Raw genomic sequence first — 17,912 nt, 5'->3', positions numbered from 1 at the left:
GGAAAGGGAAAAACCCATGCCATACCGCTCGATTCCACTGCTGTTCGCGCTGCTGCCGGTGCTGGCCTGGGGGCAGGCATCACGGCCCTCGCCTGCGCAGAGCGCGCCCCTGCGCGATGACAGCGGCGTGGTGCGCGAGCAGCCGTTGTCAGCGGGGCGGGTGACCGGCAGCGTCGATGTGCCGGTGCCGCTGGGCGACACCCCGGTGACCGTGCGCTCGGTTACCCCCAGCAGTGTCGTGGGCCAGTACCGCATCCACTTCGCAGCGCTGGACGTGGACGGTGATGGTTTCATCAGTCGCGAGGAGGCCCAGGCCAACCCGGCACTGGCCGATGAGTTCAACGCGCTGGATGTGAAACGGCGCGGCAAGCTGGACCGTGCGGACCTGGCCGGCTGGCTGATCGACTGACCCGACAGCGCATCCACGCATGGCGTGGATCTACAGCACACCGGGTAGAGCCACGCCATGCGTGGCTGGGCCGCAGGCTACACCCCGGCGGCGCGCTTCCAGAACGCCTGCACCAGCGGTGGCCACTTGCCCACGCAGCCCAGCGCGCGCCCACGGGCCAGGGTCAGGTGCATCTCGTCGTTGGAAAACAGCCGGTTGATGGCCTCGAAACTGTAGGCCGCCACCTGGTTGTCGCTGCGCCGCTCACGGGCCCAGCGCTGCAGGCGCTGCGGTGACAGGCGCGGTTGCCCGCGGCTGCCGGCCGCCGGTGCAAGCCAGTGCTGCAGCGCGGCCACGTCGCGCAGGCCCAGGTTCACCCCCTGCCCGGCCAACGGGTGCACCACGTGCGCGGCATCGCCCAGCGCCAGCACACGCCCGGCCACGTACTGCCGCGCCAGCTGCCGGCGCAGCGGGAATGCCGCGCGCGGCGATGCCAGCCGCAGCTGCCCCAGGCGGGCGCCGAAGGCACGCGTCAGCTCACGCTCGAACGCGGCCTCGTCCAGGGCCAGTACCCGGGCGGCTTCGTCCTCGGGCAGCGTCCATACAATCGAACTGCGCTGCGGCGCCACCGGCAGCAGCGCCAGCGGACCGGTCGGCAGGAAGCGCTGCCAGGCGGTGGCCTGGTTCGGCAGCACGCTGTCCACGTAAGCGACCACGCCACGCTGGTGGTAGTCGTGCGTGTCCACCTCGATGCCCGCCAGCCGGCGCAGGGTCGAGTCGGCGCCATCGGCGGCCACGGCCAGTGCCGCATCGATGCGGCGCCCATCGTCCAGCCGCAGGCGCACGCCCTCGGCATCCTGCTCCAGTGCCTCGACCCGGGCAGGACAGTGCAGTTGCACCCCTGCCGCGGGCAGGGCCGCCCACAGGCGGTCCTGCAACAGCCCGTTCTCGACGATGAAGCCCAGTTCGCTGCGGCCAAAGCGGTCCGCATCGAACAGCAGGTCGTCGCCACCGGCCGCATCCCAGACCTGCATGCGCCGGTAAGGCCACGCGCGGGCACGGGCAATCGCCGGCCACACGCCCAGCCGCTGCAGCAGCTGCACGTTGTCGGCGGCGAAGGCGAACACCCGCAGGTCCGGCTGGCCGGGCTGCCAGGCAGCCGGCTCGCGGCCTTCCACCAGCGCCACCGACAGGCCGGCCTCGGCCAGTGCCAGCGCGCAGCTGGCACCGACCACGCCACCACCGGCGATCACCACGTCCAGGCGCGCGCGCCGGTTCATGCGGCTTCTCCACGGCACAGCCGCGGCACCTGCCCGCGGAAGCCCATGGCCCCGCCCACCAGCATCGACTGCAGGCCGGTGGCCTGGGTCGCCACCAGCCCCAGGCTGCGCAGCGGGCGCAGCAGCGGCGAAGGATTGCTGGTCAACCGCGCCAGCCCGCCGGAAAACGCGATGGTCTGTCGGCGGTCCTCATCGCGGCGGTCCACATAGGCCCGCAGCAGCGCATCACTGCCGGCATCGCCGCCCTCTTCCAGCAGCTCGGCCAGGGTCAGCGCATCGCGCAGGCCCAGGTTGAAGCCCTGCGCACCCAGCGGGTGGATGGTCTGCGCGGCATTGCCCAGCAGCACCGCACGTTCACCGGCCAACGCCTGGGCCAGCACCTGCACCAGCGGGTAGGCGCTGCGCGGCCCGGACGCAAGCAGGCGGCCGGCGCGCCAGCCGATGGCCGACTGCAGGCGCTGCAGCCATGCCGCCTCGTCCAGGGCCATCACCGCTTCGGCCTGGTCGCGGGCCACGCCGTGGACCACGCCGAAATGGCGGTCGCCCCGTGGCAACAGGGCGGTCGGGCCGGTATCGGTGAAACGCTCCCAGGCGGTGCCATCCGGTGCGCGCTGGCCACGCACGCGGGCGACGAACAGGGTCTGCTGGAAATCATGGCGCTCGGCCGGGATGCCCAGCGCCTGCCGCACCGCGCTCTGCGTGCCATCGGCACCGACCACCAGCCGGGCCTGCAGGGTGCGCTCACCGTCCGCATCGGCCACCTGCACCTGCCGGTAGCCATCGACCACCGGCCCCAGCCCCAGAAAGCGCAGGGGACGGTAACGGCACAGCCGTGGCAGCTCCTGCAGGCGCGCTTCCAGCGCATTGCCGAAATCACGGGCCACCACCACCTGCCCGAACCAGGGCCGGTCGTAGTCGGCCGCGTGCATCTGCACACGGCCGAAATCACCGGCGCGGCTGACATGGATGCGGGTGATCGGCCCGGGCGGGCCTTCCAGCTTCTGCATCACGCCCAGCGCGGTCAGGGCATTGACGGTGGCGGCGGCGAAACTGAGGTTGCGCTGGTCGAACACCGCCGGCAGCGCCCCGGCCGGGCTGGCCTCCAGCAGGGCCACGTCGCGCCCGAGGCGGTCCAGGGCGATGGCCAGGCTGGCGCCGACCAGGCCACCGCCGACAATCAGCACATCATGTCGTTCACTCATGTGCCCATGATACGCGCTCGCACCGGCCCTTCGCGCCGCCCCTGCGCGGCTGCCCGGGGCGGGCTAGAATGAACCTGAATCCGCCCCGGCTGTCCCTGCCATGTCCGACACCGCCCACCGCGCCTTTGTCCTGTCCGTGCTCGTGCTGCTGATGGCCGCCACGCGCGTGAACCACTTCGCGGCGGTCCCGGATGCTTCCTGGGCCGTGTTCTTCATCGGCGGTTTCTACCTGTGCCGCTGGACCCGCTGGGCGTTCCCGCTGCTGATGGTGTTCGCCGTGCTGGTGGACTGGATCGTCATCCGCAGCAGCGGCCTGGATTTCTGGCAGCACTACTGCGTCTCGCCCGGCTACTGGATGCTGCTGCCGGCGTATTTCTCGCTGTGGGCCGGCGGCATGCTGCTGGGCCAGGGCTACCGCAGCGCGCACTGGCGCGTGCTGGCCAAGGGCAGTGTGCTGCTGGTGGCGTCGGTGGCGTTGTGCCACCTGTTCGCCCAGGGCGGTTTCTACTGGACCAGCAGCAACGTGGCCGAGCCAACGCTGTCCGGCTGGTGGCAGAACTACACGCAGTGGTTCGGCCCCTACCTGCGTACCACGGCCAGCTATGTGGCACTGGCCGCGGCACTGCAGCTGGCCGTGGAGCAGGTCGGCAAGCTGCTGCAGGCCCGCCGCGACGTGCACCACTGACGGCCGCCATGGGCCACCGCCTTTCACGCATCTATACACGGACCGGCGATGACGGCAGCACCGGGCTCGGTGACGGCCGCCGCGTCGGCAAGGACGACGCCCGCGTGGCCGCCTTCGGCACCGTCGATGAGGCCAATGCCGCACTGGGCGTGCTGCTGGCCGTGCCGCTGCCCGGGGACGTGCGCGAGCTGCTGGTCCACCTGCAGCACCAGCTGTTCGACCTGGGCGGCGAGCTGTGCATGCCCGGGCACGTGGCCATCCACGCCGCCGACGTCTCCGCCCTGGAACAACAGCTGGACCACTACAACGCCGGGCTGCCGATGCTGAAGGACTTCATCCTGCCGGCCGGTGGCGAAGGTGCCGCACGCTGCCACCTGGCGCGCACCATCGTGCGCCGCGCCGAACGCGAGACCGTGGCCCTGGCACGCCGGGAGCCGGTGCGTGGCGAAGCCCTGCAGTACCTCAACCGCCTGTCAGACCTGCTGTTCGTGCTGGCCCGGGTCCTGGCCCGCGCTGACGGCCACGGCGAGGTGCTCTGGCAGCACCAGCGCCGTCATCGTTGAACCCGGCCATGCTTGTCTATACGCATCCTGCCTGCCTGCTGCACGACCCCGGCCCCGGCCATCCCGAGTGCCCCCAGCGCCTGCAGGCGGTGCTGGACGCGCTGCAGGCCGCCTTCCCCGGCCAATTGGACTGGCGCCAGGCCCCGCCGGCCAAGTTCGGTGAACTGGCACGCGTGCACGACAACGAACTGCTGGAACTGGCGTTGCAGCCCCAGGCCACGGCCCTGCGCCAGCTGGACATGGACACCTTCGCCTCGCCCGGTTCGGCCAGCGCGGCCGTGCATGCCGCCGGGGCGGGCGTGGCGGCGGTGGATGCGGTGATGCTGGGCGAGGACCCCCTGGCCTTCTGCGCCGTGCGCCCGCCCGGCCACCACGCCACCCGTTCGGCCGCGATGGGCTTCTGCCTGCTCAACAACATCGCCGTGGCCGCCGCCTATGCCCGCGACCGGCATGGGCTGGAACGCATCGCGGTGGTCGATTTCGACGTGCACCACGGCAACGGCACCCAGGACATCTTCCAGCACGACCCGCGGGTGGCCTACTTCAGCACCCACCAGGCCGGCCTGTTCCCGCAGTCCGGGCTGCGCCGCGACCGTGGCGCCGGCAACCTGATGAACATCCTGCTGCCCCCCGGCAGCGGCAGCTTCCGGTTCCGCAACGTGTGGGCCGACGAGATGCTGCCGGCCATCGACGACTTCCGGCCACAGCTGCTGCTGGTCTCGGCCGGCTTCGACGCCCACCTGCGCGATCCGCAGGCCGACCTGATGCTGGAAACCGATGATTTCCGCTGGATCACCCGGGAGCTGCACCGCCTGGCCCGCCGCCATGCGGCCGGCCGCCTGGTGTCCATGCTCGAAGGCGGATATGACCTGCAGGCGCTGGCCGAATGCAGCGTGGCCCACGTGCAGGCCCTGCTCGATGGCGGCTGAGCGGGCCCGGGCTGGATGAACCCGAACCGGGCCCGGGAGGCGGCCTTCATTGCCCCTATGCAGTGGATGGGGCAAGCTACCGTCCGTTTTCGCCCGAATCCGAACCGCGTGCGCCGAGCCCTTCGCCTGCTTCCCCTACCGCTGAGCATCGCCGTCTGCCTCCCTGCGTGGGCCGATGAAAAGCCGCTCAACTGGAACCTGTGCCCGGCCACCGACGTCCTGCCCGTCTTCACCGATGCTCCCCCGGCCGACAAGGCCGCCGCGGCCACCCGCGACCAGCAGCCCACCGATATCGAGGGCGACCAGCTGGTCGGCACCACCACCGTGCCGGAGTACCAGGGCAACGTGGCGCTGCACCGGGGTGACCAGTTCCTGGGCACGGACCGGCTGAGCTTCGATACCGAAACCGGCAACTACATCGCCGAGGGCAACGTCCGCTACCAGGATTCGTCCTTCCGCATGCTCGCCCGCCGTGCCGAAGGCAACCAGGAAAGCAACACCCACAAGATCAGCGACATCAAGTACCAGCTGGTCGCGCGCCGCGGCAACGGCGTGGCCGAATCGGTGGACGTGCAGGGGTCGGTCGGGCAGATGCACCGCTCCACCTACACCACCTGCGACCCGTCCCAGCCGGTGTGGAAGCTGGTCGCCCCGCAGATCGACGTGGACAACGAGGAAGGCTTCGGCACCGCCCGCAACGCGATCCTGAAGATCGGCAACTTCCCGGTGATGTGGGCCCCGTGGTTCAAGTTCCCGGTGGACGACCGCCGCCAGACCGGCCTGCTGTACCCGCAGCTGGGCATGTCCGGGCGCAACGGCTTCGACTACCTCCAGCCGATCTACCTGAACCTGGCGCCGAACTACGACGACACCCTGATGCCGCGCTACATGAGCAAGCGCGGCTTCATGCTCGACAACGAGTTCCGCTATCTCTACGAAGGCGGCCGTGGCGAGCTGCTCACCGCCTACCTGCCCAACGACAAGCTGCGCGACCGCGATCGTGGCCGGGCGTTCTACACCGGCTACCACAACGTCAACAGCCACTGGCAGGCCCGCGCCAACCTGGCCTGGGTCAGCGACGAGCGCTACGTGGAAGATTTCGCCAACCGCCTGGTGGGCGTGACCGCCTCCAACCTGCAGAGCCAGGTCGGCCTGTACGGCACCGGCGAGAACTGGACGGCCGGCATCATGGCCGACCGCTGGCAGCTGACCGATTACACCCTCACCGAAGCGTCGCTGCCGTACAACCGCCAGCCGCGCCTGTACATCAACTGGGACAAGCCGGTCCTGCCGTGGCTGGAAACCGGCATCTATGCCGAAGCGGTGCGCTTCACCCACGACGACATCAACCAGAAGAGCATCGACAGCAACGGCCAGTATGTCCGCAACGGCCAGGTGTCCAGGATGGACGGCGGTTCGCGCCTGGACGTCAAGCCGTATGTGTCCATGCCCTTCAGCGGCGCAGCCTGGTACGTGACCCCGACCCTGGCCTGGCGCTACACCGCCTATGAGCTGGAGCGCGGTCTGGCCGACAAGGTCCGCGCCGACAACCTGGCCGCCGCCGGCATCACCAACCCGACGCCGGAACAGCTGCGCGGCAACGCCTCGCCCACCCGCAGCCTGCCCATCGCCAGCATCGACGCGGGCATGTACTTCGACCGCGAAACCACCCTGTTCGGCAAGTCCTACCTGCATACGCTCGAGCCGCGCCTGTTCTACCTGCGCACGCCCTACCGCGACCAGAGCGACCTGCCGATCTTCGATACGCGTGACTTCACCTTCAGCTGGGGCCAGCTGTTCCGCGATTCGCGCTATACCGGCGCCGACCGCCAGAACGATGCCAACCAGCTGACCGCGGCGCTGAGTACCCGCTTCATCGACCAGAAGACCGGGCGCGAGCGCTTCTCCGGCAGCATCGGCCAGATCCTGTACTTCGATGATTCGCGCGTGGTCCTGCCGGGCCAGGCCCCGGTGGAAAAGGGCAAGTCGGCGTGGATCGCCGATGCCAACTACATGTTGAACGACCGCTGGACGCTGGGTGCCACCTACCAGTGGGACCCCAAGTACAAGCGCGAGGACCTGGCCAGCGTCCGTGCCCGCTACCTGATGCCCAACGATGGCGTGATCAACATCAGCTACCGCTACCGCATCAATTCGGGCGCGCCCGCCAGCGCCACCAAGGAACAGCGGACCCTGCTCGAGCAGGCCGATCTGTCGTTCCTGTACCCGATCAACCCGAGCTGGAGCCTGGTCGGCCGCTACTACTACTCGCTGCAGGACAGCAAGCCGCTGGAAATCATCGGCGGCGTGCAGTGGGACAGCTGCTGCCTGGCCGTGCGCGCCCTGGCCCGCCGCTACGTGCGCAACCGCGAGGGCGAGATGAATACCGCCTTCCAGCTGGAGTTCGTGCTCAAGGGCCTGAGCTCCATCGGCCAGGACACGGACCGCACCCTGCGCCGTGCTATCCTCGGCTACAACCGCGACGACCTCTATCTCGTGCCGCCCAGCAACACCGGCGCGGCCCGTGACGACTACGATCCGAACCAGATCCCATGACCAAGACCCTCCCTGTTCTTCTTGCTTCGCTGATGGCGGTGACCACCGTTTCCGCCCCGCTCCCGGTCTTGGCCCAGCAGGCCCAAACGCTGGATCGCATCGCCGCCGTCGTGGATGAGGACGTCATCCTGCAGAGCGAGCTGGACCGTGCCATCGCCAACATCAAGGGCCAGTACGCCGGCCGCGAGAACCAGCTGCCGCCGGCCGACGTGCTCAGCCGCCAGGTGCTCGAGCGCCTCGTGCTGGTCAAGCTGCAGGTCGCCCGCGCCCAGGGCAGCGGCATCCGCATCGGCGACCAGGAGCTGAACCTGGCGATCAATGCCATCGCCCAGCAGAACGGCACCACCGTGGACGGCCTGCGCCAGCGCCTGGCCCATGACGGGATCGATTTCAACGATTTCCGTGCCTCGGTGCGCGATGAGATCACCGTGCAGCGCCTGCGCCAGAGCTTCGCGCAGAGCCGCATCAGCGTCAGCGAGGGCGAAGTGGATGCCGCGCTGAAGCAGCAGGCCACCACCGGGACCCAGTACCACCTGGCCCACATCCTGATCGGCGTGCCCGAAGGTGCTACCGCCGACCAGATCGCGACCGGCCAGAAGAAGGCCGATGGCGTCAAGACCCTGCTGGACAAGGGCGAACTGGATTTCAACGCGGCCGCCGTGCGCTACTCCGACAGCCCCAACGCGCTGGAAGGCGGCGACCTGGGCTGGCGTACCATGGACGAGATCCCGGCGGCGTTCGCGCAGCTGATGCAGCAGCTCAAGCCCGGGCAGGTGGTCGGCCCCGTGCGTGGCCCGAGCGGTTTCCAGCTGCTGAAGCTGGTGGAAGTCCGCGACGCCAGCGCGTCCGCCGGCACCCATACCGTGACCGAATACCACGCCCGCCACATCCTGGTGCGCATTACCGACCAGCAGAACGACGCGGCCGCCAAGGCCAAGATCGACACCCTGCGGGCCCGCATCACCGGTGGCGCCGATTTCCAGGCCGTGGCCAAGGAATCGTCCGAAGACGCCAACAGCAAGGGCCAGGGCGGTGACCTGGGCTGGTTCCCGGCCGATGCCTTCGGCCCGGACTTCGGCCACCAGGTGGAAGGCGTGCAGGATGGCGGCGTGAGCCAGCCCTTCCGTACCGATGCCGGCTGGCACATCGTGCAGCGCGTGGCGACCCGCCAGACCGACGTGACCAACGACAACCAGCGGGCCCAGGTCCGCGAGACCATCGGCCGCCGCAAGCTGGAAGACGAGTACAACCGCTTCCTGCAGGAACTGCGCGGCGAAGCCTACGTCAGCTTCCGCAGCGGCGACCGGGCGGAAAGTACCGCCACCCCGCCGAAGTCCTGACCGATGGTCCCCTCGCTCGCTCTGGTACCGGGCGAGCCCGCCGGGATCGGCCCGGAGCTGTGTGTCCGACTGGCCCAGCAGCCGCGAACCGATTGCCGGCTGCTGGCCTTCGCCGACCCCGATACCCTCCGCGCGGCCGCCGCCGCGCTGGACCTGCCGCTGACCCTGCTGCCCGAGCAGGCCCAGGCCACCGCCCCCGGTGAACTGCGCCTGCGTCCGGTGCGCAATGCCGTGCCCAGCCGTTTCGGCCAGGCCGACCCGGCCAACGCCCGGGCGGTGATCGATGCCCTGCTCGGTGCCGGCCAGGCCTGCCTGTCCGGTGAGCTGGACGGGGTGGTCACCGGTCCGGTGCACAAGGCCGTCATCAACGAAGGCGGCATCGCCTACAGCGGCACCACCGAACTGCTGGCCGACCAGGCCGGGGTGAAGGTGGTGATGATGCTGGCCAATGCCATCGTCCGCGTGGCCCTGGCTACCACCCACCTGCCGCTGCGCGAGGTCGCCGATGCGATCACCGCCCCGGGGCTGGAACATGCGATCCGCACCGTGCACGCCGCGCTGCGCCGCGAATTCGGCCTGCCCGCGCCCCGCATCGCCGTCCTGGGGCTGAACCCGCATGCCGGTGAGGATGGCCACCTGGGCCGCGAGGAGCTGGATCTGGTCATCCCCCTGCTGCAGCGCCTGCGCGCCGAGGGACTGGACCTGGTCGGCCCGCTGCCGGCCGATACCGCCTTCCTGCCGGCCAAGCTGGCCGGCTTTGACACCGTACTGGCCATGTACCACGACCAGGGCCTGCCGGTGCTGAAGTATTCCGGCTTCGAGCAGGCCGTGAACCTGACCCTGGGCCTGCCCTACCCGCGGGTGGCCGTCGACCATGGCACCGCGCTGGACCTGGCCGGCCGCGGCATCGCCGATCCCTCCAGCCTGCAGGCCGCCACCTCGCTGTGTGCGCAGCTGGCACGGCAACGTACACTGAGCGCATGACTTCCCCGCATTCCCCCTCGGCCCCGGCGTTCACCGCCCCGGCCAAGAAACAGCTTGGCCAGCACTTCCTGGCGGACCGTCACTACATCGACAGGATCGTGATGGCGGTCAACCCGAAGGGCGACGACCGCCTGGTCGAGATCGGCCCGGGCCAGGGCGCCATCACCCTGCCCCTGCTGCGCGTCCACCCGAAGCTGACGGTGATCGAATTCGACCGCGACCTGATCGCGCCGCTGACGGCTGCCGCCGAACCGCTGGGCGAACTGACCATCGTCCACCGTGACGTGCTGCGCGTGGACTTCACCGAACTGGCCGCCGGCCAGCCGATCCGCCTGGTCGGCAACCTGCCCTACAACATCTCCTCGCCGATCCTGTTCCACGCACTGGAGCATGCTGCGGTCATCACCGACATGCACTTCATGCTGCAGAAGGAAGTGGTCGACCGCATGGCGGCCGGCCCCGGCAGCAAGGTCTACGGCCGCCTGAGCGTGATGCTGCAGGCCTACTGCCAGGTGACCTCGCTGTTCGTGGTGCCGCCAGGTGCCTTCCGGCCGCCGCCGAAGGTCGATTCGGCCGTGGTGCGGCTGGTGCCGCGTGACCCGGCCACGGTCGGCATCAACGACCCGGCCCGCTTCGCCGAGGTGGTCAAGGCCGCCTTCGGCCAGCGCCGCAAGACCCTGCGCAACGCCCTGAACAACGTCGTATCGGCCGAACAGTTCGCCGCCGCCGGCGTGCGCCCCGACGCGCGCGCCGAGCAGCTGGACGTGGCCGAGTTCATCGCCCTGGCCAATGTCACCTGATTACACTGCGTCCATGGACGACAACGATTCCTACGCCATTGCCGTGGAGGTCGCCCCGCGCTTCCTCGACGACCAGTCCGCCCCGGACGACGGGCGCTATGCGTTCGCCTACACCATCCGCATCCACAACCGTGGCCGGGTGGCCGCGCGCCTGGTGGCCCGCCACTGGCGCATCACCGATGCCAACGGCCATATCGAGTATGTCGACGGCGACGGGGTGATCGGCGAGCAGCCACGCCTGCGCCCCGGTGAAGACTTCCGTTACACCTCCGGTGTCATGCTGGGGACCGAACACGGGACCATGCAGGGGCACTACGACATGGTGGCCGATGACGGTACCGAATTCGCCGCGCTGGTCGCACCGTTCGTGCTGGCCATCCCGCGCACGCTGCACTGACACGGAGGCCGAACGATGAGTGTGTGGGCAATCGGCGACCTCCAGGGCTGCTACGACGTCACCCAGCGCCTGCTGGAGAAGATCCGCTTCGACCCGGCGCAGGACACCCTGTGGTTCTGCGGCGACCTGGTCAACCGCGGCGGCCAGTCGCTGGAAACGCTGCGGCTGGTGCATTCGCTGCGCGAACACAGCGTGGTGGTGCTGGGCAACCATGACCTGTCGCTGCTGGCGGTGGGCGCGCGCACCGAGGAAGAACAGCGCAAGGTCAACCCGGACCTGCTGCGCGTGGTGCAGGCCGAAGACCGCGACGTGCTGCTGGACTGGCTGCGCCTGCAGAAGCTGGTGCACGTGGACCGCAGCCTGGGCTGGATGATGGTGCATGCCGGCCTGGCGCCGAAGTGGACCACGCAGATGGCCGAAAAGCATGCCGCCGAAGTGGAAGTGCAGCTGCACGGCAACGGCTACCGCAAGCTGTTCCGCAACATGTACGGCGACAAGCCGAGCTGGTCACCCGGGCTGTCCGGCTACGACCGCTCGCGGGCGATCATCAACGTACTGACCCGCATGCGCTACTGCACCCCGCGCGGGCGCATCGGCATCGAGGACAAGGGCACGCCGGGCACGCAGGAACAGGGCCTGTACCCCTGGTTCGAAGTGCCGGGCCGGGTCGAGCGTGACCTGAAGGTGGTCTGCGGCCACTGGTCCACGCTGGGCCTGACCATCACCCAGGGCGTGCATGCCATCGATACCGGTGCGGTGTGGGGCGGCAAGTTGACCGCCCTGCAGATCGATACCGATGAGCTGCGCATCGTGCAGGTGCCCGGCCGCGATGTGCCGGCCCCGGGCCCGAGCCGGCCACCGGCCCGCCCCGCGCATGAGCGTGGCCAGGGCAACGCCGCTGCAGGCAACGGTGCACCACGTGGCACCAGCGAGAATGCACGTGGCCCGCGCCGTCGCCGCAACCGCGGCGGTAACCGTCCGGCAACGCCGGCGCCGGCGCCGCAGGACTAATCACCCCGATAAAGCGGGTATCGCAGCGGCGCTGCTCAGCGCCGCACGTAGTGCACGAACCGGAACGCGAAGGCGTGGCGGTCGTCGGCCGGATGCGGCTGACTGTCCACCTCGCGCCACTGCTGCGGGTCCACCTCGGGGAAATGGGTATCGGCCTGGACATCGGCCTCCACCCAGGTCAGGTACAGGTCGGTGGCCTGGTCCATCAACAGGCGGTAGATCTCGCCGCCACCGATCACGCACAGTTCCTGCGCGCCCTCGGCTGCGGCGATCGCCTGCGCCTGCTGCAGCGACGCCACCGCGCGCATGCCCTCGAACGGCACCTGGCCGCTGCGGGTCAGCACGAGGTTGGTGCGCCCGGGCAGCGCGCGGCCGAGTGACTGCGCCGTCCTGCGGCCCATCAGGATCGGCTTGCCCAGGGTCAGCGCCTTGAAATGCTTGAAGTCATCCGGCAGGTGCCAGGGCATGGCATTGCCCTGGCCGATGCCGTGCTGCCGGTCCAGCGCGGCGATCATCGACAGCTTCATCGCACTCACACCGCCACCGGCGCCTTGATGGCCGGATGCGGGTCATAGCCGTCGATGCGGATGTCGTCGAACTGGAAACCGAACAGGTCGGTCACCTCCGGGTTCAACCACAGCGTCGGCCGCGTGCGCGGTTCGCGCGCCAGCTGCTCGCGCGCCTGCTCGAAGTGGTTCGAATACAGGTGCGCATCGCCCAGGGTATGCACGAAATCGCCCACACCGAGCCCGGTGGCCTGCGCCACCATGTGGGTCAGCAGCGCGTAGCTGGCGATGTTGAACGGCACGCCGAGGAAGATGTCGCCGCTGCGCTGGTACAGCTGGCAGCTGAGCTTGCCGTCCACCACGTAGAACTGGAACAGGTTGTGGCACGGCATCAGCGCCATCTGCGCCAGCTCGCCCACGTTCCAGGCGCTGACCACCAGCCGGCGCGAATCCGGATTGCGCTTGATCTCCTCCACCAGCCACTGCATCTGGTCGATCTCGCGACCATCGGCGGTGGCCCAGCTGCGCCACTGCTTGCCGTAGACCGGGCCCAGATCGCCGTTGGCGTCGGCCCACTCGTCCCAGATGCGCACCTGGTTGTCCTTCAGGTAGCCGATGTTGGTATCGCCCTTCAGGAACCACAGCAGCTCGTGGATGATCGAGCGCAGGTGCAGTTTCTTGGTGGTGACCAGCGGGAAGCCGTCGTTGAGGTCGAAGCGCATCTGCCAGCCGAACACGCTGCGGGTGCCGGTACCGGTACGGTCGCTCTTCTCCGCGCCGTGTTCGAGCACATGCGCGAGCAGGTCCAGGTACGGCTTCATGCCTTATCCCCGGCAGCCACCGGCAACTGCGGCTGCAGTACCGGCGCGCGGCGCGACATCAGCAGCAGCACGATGCCCAGCGCGACCAGCGGCAGGCTCAGGATCTGGCCACGGGTCAGCCAGTCGAAGGCCACGTAGATGCCGTTGTCGGGCATGCGCACGAACTCGACGGCGAAGCGGAAGATGCCGTACAGCAACGCGAACAGGCCACCGACCAGGTAGCGATGGCGCGGCTTGGCCGACACGGCCCACAGCACCACGAACATCACCAGGCCTTCCAGGAACGCTTCATACAGCTGCGAGGGATGGCGGGCGAACTGGTTCAGCGCACCGCTAGCGAACTGGGCCTGCAGGGTCGCGTGGTCAAGCTGGTTCAGCGGCGCGGGCAGGCCGGACGGGAACACCACGCCCCAGCTGCCGTCGGTGTACTTGCCCCACAGCTCGGCACCGATGAAGTTGCCGACGCGGCCAAAGCCCAGGCCCAGCGGCACCAGCGGCGCGATGAAATCCATGGTGTCGAAGAAGTGCAGCCGATGCTTGCGCGACCACCACCCGCACGCGGCCAGCACGCCCAGCAGGCCACCGTGGAAGCTCATGCCGCCGTCCCACACCTTGAACAGTAGCAGCGGGTTGTGCAGGAAATCGCCCAGCGCGTAGAACAGCATGTAGCCGATGCGCCCGCCCAGCACCACGCCGAGCATCGCGTAGAACAGCAGGTCGGAGAATCCATCACCATTCACCCCCGGCAGGCGCCCGGCGGCGATGCGCCGGCGGCCCAGCCACCAGGCGGCGGTGAAGCCCAGCAGGTACATGATGCCGTACCAGTGCACCTTGATCGGCCCCAGCGAAAGGGCGATGGGGTCGATATCGTGGAAATAGATCATGGAAGGTGCCTTGCGATGATGTCGGTATTTTAGCCTTGCCGCCGTGCCGTCGCTTTGCCGGGCACGGTGCCGGCCGGTCAGCCCAGGATCTGCGGCGTATCTGGCAGGCCGTCGCCATTGGACCGCCCGGTCGCCGGGAAGTGCCCGGCCAGCAGGTCCGAGACCGCCGCGATGGCCTGCCGCAGCGCCTGTTCCGGTTGCGGGCCGCGCAGGCCCTGGCACAGCCCGGCGCAGACCTGCTGCCACTGCTGCGCGCTGACCCGCCCCTGCAGGCCGCGGTCGGCCACGATCTCCACCGCGTGATCGGCCAGCAGCAGGTAGATCAGCACGCCGTTGTTGCCGGCGGTGTCCCAGGTCCGCAGGTGGGCGAAGGCTCGCTCGGCGGCCTGCCGTGCGGTGACCCCACGCCACAGCGCCAGCAGTGGCAGGTCCGATTCCACCGCGAACATCACCTGCCCGGCATGGCGTCGCTCGCCCTCGCCGATCGCCTCGGTGATCGCCTGCAGCGTGGCCGGCGGGAAGGCCCGCCGTGCCGAGGGTGCGAACAGATGACGCAGCCAACGTGACATCACCAGCCCCCCGATGCGCCGCCACCGCCGGAACGGCCACCACCGCCGCCCCAGCCACCGCCGCCGCCAAACCCACCACCCCCACCGAAACCACCCCCACCGCCCCAGCCGCCGCCGCCCCAGCCGCCACCGCCGGCGAAGCGCCCCGGATTGCCCGAGACCACCGCCATCAGCAGGCCGACCAGACCCGCGGCGCCGGCCGCCAGCAGCATCGAGGTGAACAGGAACGCCAGCACGGCCGCGCCGCCACCGGCCACCAGGCCGCGGATCGGGCGCGGCAGCCCGCCCAGCACCGCACGCAGGATCGATCCCACGAAGAAGCCGATCACCACCGCGACCATCAGGCCGTCACCGCCACCGTTGCGCTCGCGGTTGCGATGGTCGCTGACCGGGGCCGGCAGTGCCTCGCCATCGATCAGCTTCACCAGCACCGCAGTGGCCTCGGTGATGCCACCGGCGTAATCGCCATTGCGGAAGCGCGGCACCAGGTACTCCTGGATCACGCGGTTGGCGATGGCATCGGGGATGGCGCCTTCCAGGCCGTAGCCCGGCTCGATGCGTACCCGGCGATCGTCCTTGGCGACCACCAGCAGCACCCCGTCATCCACGCCCTTGCGGCCGATCTGCCACTGGTCGAACACGCGGGTGGTGTACTGGGCGATGTCCTCCGGCTGCGTGCTGGGCACGATCAGCACCTGCAGCTGGCTGCCCTTGCGCTGCTGCAGATCCAGCGCCTGCTGCACCAGCGCCTGCTTCTGCGCGGCATCCAGCGTACCGGTGGTGTCCACCACCGGTGCATCCAGCGCGGGAATGGCCACCGGCGACTGCGCCTGCACGCCCAGCGGCAGCCACAGCAGCAGGGCCAGCAGCGCAGCGGCCAGGCGCATGGATCAGTGGCCCGGCTGCGGCGCGGGCTGCTGCGGCGACGTGCCGAAATCCACGGCCGGCGCGTTGGCGATCTGCGCTTCGTTCTCGACGGTGAAGTTCGGCTTGGTCTGGTAGCCGAAGATCCTGGCGGTGATCACCTGCGGGAACGAACGCACGTAGGTGTTGTAGTCCTGCACCTGCTGGATGTAGCGGCCGCGGGCCACGGTGATGCGGTTCTCGGTGCCTTCCAGCTGCGCCTGCAGGTCGCGGAAGTTCTGGTCGGACTTCAGCACCGGATAGTTCTCGGTGACCACCAGCAGGCGCGACAGCGCACTGCCCAGTTCCCCCTGGGCCTGCTGGAACTGGCGCAGCGAGGTTTCATCGTCGGCGTTGACGTTGATCTGGCCGACCCGCGAACGCGCGTTGGTCACTTCCGTCAGTACGCGCTCTTCCTGGCTGGCGAAGCCCTTCACGGTCTGCACCAGGTTGGGTACCAGATCGGCACGGCGCTTGTACTGGTTGAGCACTTCGGCCCAGCTGGCCTTGACCGCCTCGTCCTTCTGCTGGATGGCGTTGTAGCCACAGCCGGACAGCAGCGATGCCAGCAGTACCAGGGGAATCAGGCGGGTCAGCAGGCGCATGGCCGAAGGCTCCAGGTGGACGGAGCGCCGAGCATGCCATGAATGGGGTGAACGATCGGCCATCGGCCCCGGCCGCCTCGGCCTCGGGTCAGGCATTGATCCACGCATGGCGTGGATCTACCACCGGGGCTGGGGCGCCGTCCTGCCGCCGCCCGCTCAGCAGGCCTCGGCCACCGGGGCACGCGAGCGCCCCAGCCACGCCAGCAACAGGCCACCGGCCGCCAGCACGCCACCGGCCACCGGAATGGCCGCATAGCCCAACCCGCTGCTCAGCACCGCACCGCCCAGCGCCGCACCCAGTGCGTTGCCCAGGTTGAACGCGCCCACGTTGATCGACGACGCCAGCCCCGGTGCCTCCGACGCGGCCTCCATCACCCGCATCTGCAGCGGCGGCACGATCGCAAAGGTGGCCGCCCCCCACACCAGCAGGCCGATCGCCGCACCCGCATGGGTCATGAAGGCCAGCGGCAGCACGAACATCAGCACCGCCAACACCGCCAGCAGGATCCGTGTGGCACCGTCCAGCGACCAGTCGGCCAGGCGCCCGCCGATACCGTTGCCGAAGGTGAAGCCGATGCCGATCAGCGCCAGCGACAGCGCGATGAAGGCATTGGACGCCCCGGTCAGCTCGGTCAGCACCGGGGCCACGTAGGTGTACAGGGTGAACATCGCCCCGGCGCCCACCACCGTGGTGGCCATGGCCAGCAGCACGTTCGGCTGTGCGATCGCCCGCAGCTCGCGGCGCACGTCCGGGCGTGGCCCGGGTGCCGATGCCGGCAGCGCCAGCCCCAGGGCCAGGATGGCCACCAGGCCCAGCACCGCCGTGCCGCCGAAGGCCAGCCGCCAGCCCAGCTGCTGGCCGATCCAGGTCGCCGCCGGCACGCCGCCGATGTTGGCGATGGTCAGGCCCATGAACATCGTGGCCACCGCACCGGCCTGCTTGTCCTTGGGCACCAGGCTGGCCGCCACCACCGCGCCGATGCCGAAGAAGGCACCGTGGTTGAGGCTGGTCACCAGCCGCGACAGCAGCAGCAGGCCATAGTTCGGGGCCAGCGCCGAGAGCACGTTGCCGACCACGAAGATCGACATCAGCAGCATCAGCGCGGTGCGCTTGCCATAGCGGCCCAGCAGCAGGGTCATCACCGGCGCCCCCAGCATGACACCGACCGCATACGCGGTAATCAGCATGCCGGCGGTGGGAATGCTGACGTCCACGCCGCTGGCGATGACCGGCAGCAGGCCCATGGGCGTGAATTCGGTGGTGCCGATGGCAAAGGCGCCGACCGCAAGGGCCAGCAAGGCAGCTCGGGAATGCATGGAACGCTCCTGCGTGGGGCAGGCCCTGGAAAAGAGCGCGTAGCCTGCGCGCTTTGCCCGGCCGGATTAAGCCCCGTGGCAGGGAAACAGTGTTGATCCCATTTCACAAATCCCGCCGGGCCCGCCATGGCAGGCCCCCTGAACGCCGAACCCCCGGCGCGGGCCGGGGGTT

The 17,912-nt window shown here is 69.4% G+C and carries 19 protein-coding genes; 10 read left to right on the top strand and 9 right to left on the bottom strand.

Annotated elements, in window-relative coordinates:
* Nucleotides 1–16: 16 nt before the first annotated feature.
* Nucleotides 17–409: an EF-hand domain-containing protein gene (locus Q9R17_RS11765; RefSeq protein ID WP_308154827.1), complete on the top strand. Its 393-nt coding sequence runs from the start codon at nucleotides 17–19 to the stop codon at nucleotides 407–409.
* A gap of 77 nt (nucleotides 410–486) precedes the next feature.
* On the opposite strand, the gene Q9R17_RS11760 is transcribed toward Q9R17_RS11765, so the two are convergent.
* Together Q9R17_RS11760 and ubiH are read right to left on the bottom strand one after the other, a co-directional pair.
* Nucleotides 487–1,668: a UbiH/UbiF family hydroxylase gene (locus Q9R17_RS11760; protein ID WP_308154826.1), complete on the bottom strand. Its 1,182-nt coding sequence runs from the start codon at nucleotides 1,666–1,668 to the stop codon at nucleotides 487–489.
* Nucleotides 1,665–2,870, bottom strand: coding sequence for a 2-octaprenyl-6-methoxyphenyl hydroxylase (gene ubiH, locus Q9R17_RS11755; RefSeq protein ID WP_308154825.1), 1,206 nt, complete (start codon nucleotides 2,868–2,870; stop codon nucleotides 1,665–1,667). The genes Q9R17_RS11760 and ubiH overlap by 4 nt, the downstream gene beginning before the upstream one ends.
* 100 nt (nucleotides 2,871–2,970) lie before the next feature.
* Here ubiH and Q9R17_RS11750 point away from each other — a divergent pair, with 100 nt between their 5' ends.
* From Q9R17_RS11750 to Q9R17_RS11710, 9 genes are all read left to right on the top strand, one after another.
* Nucleotides 2,971–3,555, top strand: coding sequence for a hypothetical protein (locus Q9R17_RS11750; RefSeq protein ID WP_308154824.1), 585 nt, complete (start codon nucleotides 2,971–2,973; stop codon nucleotides 3,553–3,555).
* An 8-nt stretch (nucleotides 3,556–3,563) separates the two neighbouring features.
* Nucleotides 3,564–4,118, top strand: coding sequence for a cob(I)yrinic acid a,c-diamide adenosyltransferase (locus tag Q9R17_RS11745; RefSeq protein ID WP_308154823.1), 555 nt, complete (start codon nucleotides 3,564–3,566; stop codon nucleotides 4,116–4,118).
* 8 nt (nucleotides 4,119–4,126) lie between these two features.
* Nucleotides 4,127–5,047 (top strand): histone deacetylase family protein, encoded by a 921-nt coding sequence (locus Q9R17_RS11740; RefSeq protein ID WP_308154822.1) that lies wholly within the window; start codon nucleotides 4,127–4,129, stop codon nucleotides 5,045–5,047.
* 108 nt (nucleotides 5,048–5,155) lie between these two features.
* Nucleotides 5,156–7,603: an LPS-assembly protein LptD gene (lptD, locus tag Q9R17_RS11735; protein WP_308154821.1), complete on the top strand. Its 2,448-nt coding sequence runs from the start codon at nucleotides 5,156–5,158 to the stop codon at nucleotides 7,601–7,603.
* Complete coding sequence (locus tag Q9R17_RS11730; RefSeq protein WP_308154820.1) at nucleotides 7,600–8,943, top strand: peptidylprolyl isomerase; 1,344 nt, start codon at nucleotides 7,600–7,602, stop codon at nucleotides 8,941–8,943. Before lptD ends, Q9R17_RS11730 begins: the two co-directional genes overlap by 4 nt.
* 3 nt (nucleotides 8,944–8,946) lie before the next feature.
* A complete protein-coding gene (gene pdxA / locus Q9R17_RS11725; RefSeq protein ID WP_308154819.1) occupies nucleotides 8,947–9,927 on the top strand; it encodes a 4-hydroxythreonine-4-phosphate dehydrogenase PdxA in 981 nt (326 codons plus the stop codon).
* A complete protein-coding gene (gene rsmA, locus Q9R17_RS11720) occupies nucleotides 9,924–10,727 on the top strand; it encodes a 16S rRNA (adenine(1518)-N(6)/adenine(1519)-N(6))-dimethyltransferase RsmA (protein ID WP_308154818.1) in 804 nt (267 codons plus the stop codon). The genes pdxA and rsmA overlap by 4 nt, the downstream gene beginning before the upstream one ends.
* Before the next feature lie 13 nt (nucleotides 10,728–10,740).
* A complete protein-coding gene (gene apaG, locus Q9R17_RS11715) occupies nucleotides 10,741–11,124 on the top strand; it encodes a Co2+/Mg2+ efflux protein ApaG (RefSeq protein ID WP_308154817.1) in 384 nt (127 codons plus the stop codon).
* Between the two features lie 15 nt (nucleotides 11,125–11,139).
* A complete protein-coding gene (locus Q9R17_RS11710; RefSeq protein ID WP_308154816.1) occupies nucleotides 11,140–12,135 on the top strand; it encodes a symmetrical bis(5'-nucleosyl)-tetraphosphatase in 996 nt (331 codons plus the stop codon).
* Nucleotides 12,136–12,170: 35 nt separating this feature from the next.
* On the opposite strand, the gene Q9R17_RS11705 is transcribed toward Q9R17_RS11710, so the two are convergent.
* The 7 genes from Q9R17_RS11705 to Q9R17_RS11675 form a co-directional block, all read right to left on the bottom strand.
* Nucleotides 12,171–12,662, bottom strand: a complete 492-nt coding sequence (locus tag Q9R17_RS11705; RefSeq protein WP_308158333.1) for a dihydrofolate reductase — start codon at nucleotides 12,660–12,662, stop codon at nucleotides 12,171–12,173.
* Nucleotides 12,663–12,667: 5 nt separating this feature from the next.
* On the bottom strand, nucleotides 12,668–13,462 hold the full coding sequence (locus Q9R17_RS11700; RefSeq protein ID WP_308154815.1) for a thymidylate synthase: 795 nt from the start codon (nucleotides 13,460–13,462) through the stop codon (nucleotides 12,668–12,670).
* Nucleotides 13,459–14,346 carry a prolipoprotein diacylglyceryl transferase gene (gene lgt / locus Q9R17_RS11695; RefSeq protein WP_308154814.1) on the bottom strand — a complete coding sequence of 296 codons (888 nt, stop codon included), beginning with the start codon at nucleotides 14,344–14,346 and terminating at the stop codon, nucleotides 13,459–13,461. The genes Q9R17_RS11700 and lgt overlap by 4 nt, the downstream gene beginning before the upstream one ends.
* A 77-nt stretch (nucleotides 14,347–14,423) precedes the next feature.
* Entirely contained in the window at nucleotides 14,424–14,915 is a 492-nt protein-coding gene (locus Q9R17_RS11690; RefSeq protein ID WP_308154813.1) for a TPM domain-containing protein, read from the bottom strand.
* Nucleotides 14,915–15,802 carry a TPM domain-containing protein gene (locus Q9R17_RS11685; protein ID WP_308154812.1) on the bottom strand — a complete coding sequence of 296 codons (888 nt, stop codon included), beginning with the start codon at nucleotides 15,800–15,802 and terminating at the stop codon, nucleotides 14,915–14,917. The genes Q9R17_RS11690 and Q9R17_RS11685 overlap by 1 nt, the downstream gene beginning before the upstream one ends.
* Before the next feature lie 3 nt (nucleotides 15,803–15,805).
* Entirely contained in the window at nucleotides 15,806–16,423 is a 618-nt protein-coding gene (locus Q9R17_RS11680) for a LemA family protein (protein WP_308154811.1), read from the bottom strand.
* A gap of 156 nt (nucleotides 16,424–16,579) precedes the next feature.
* On the bottom strand, nucleotides 16,580–17,740 hold the full coding sequence (locus Q9R17_RS11675; protein ID WP_308154810.1) for an MFS transporter: 1,161 nt from the start codon (nucleotides 17,738–17,740) through the stop codon (nucleotides 16,580–16,582).
* Between the last annotated feature and the right edge of the window lie 172 nt (nucleotides 17,741–17,912).

The sequence above is a fragment of the Stenotrophomonas sp. 24(2023) genome (assembly GCF_030913365.1).
Lineage (GTDB): Bacteria > Pseudomonadota > Gammaproteobacteria > Xanthomonadales > Xanthomonadaceae > Stenotrophomonas.
Note: the sequence above shows the minus strand (reverse complement) of the source record. Positions and strands in the feature narration are given on the sequence as shown.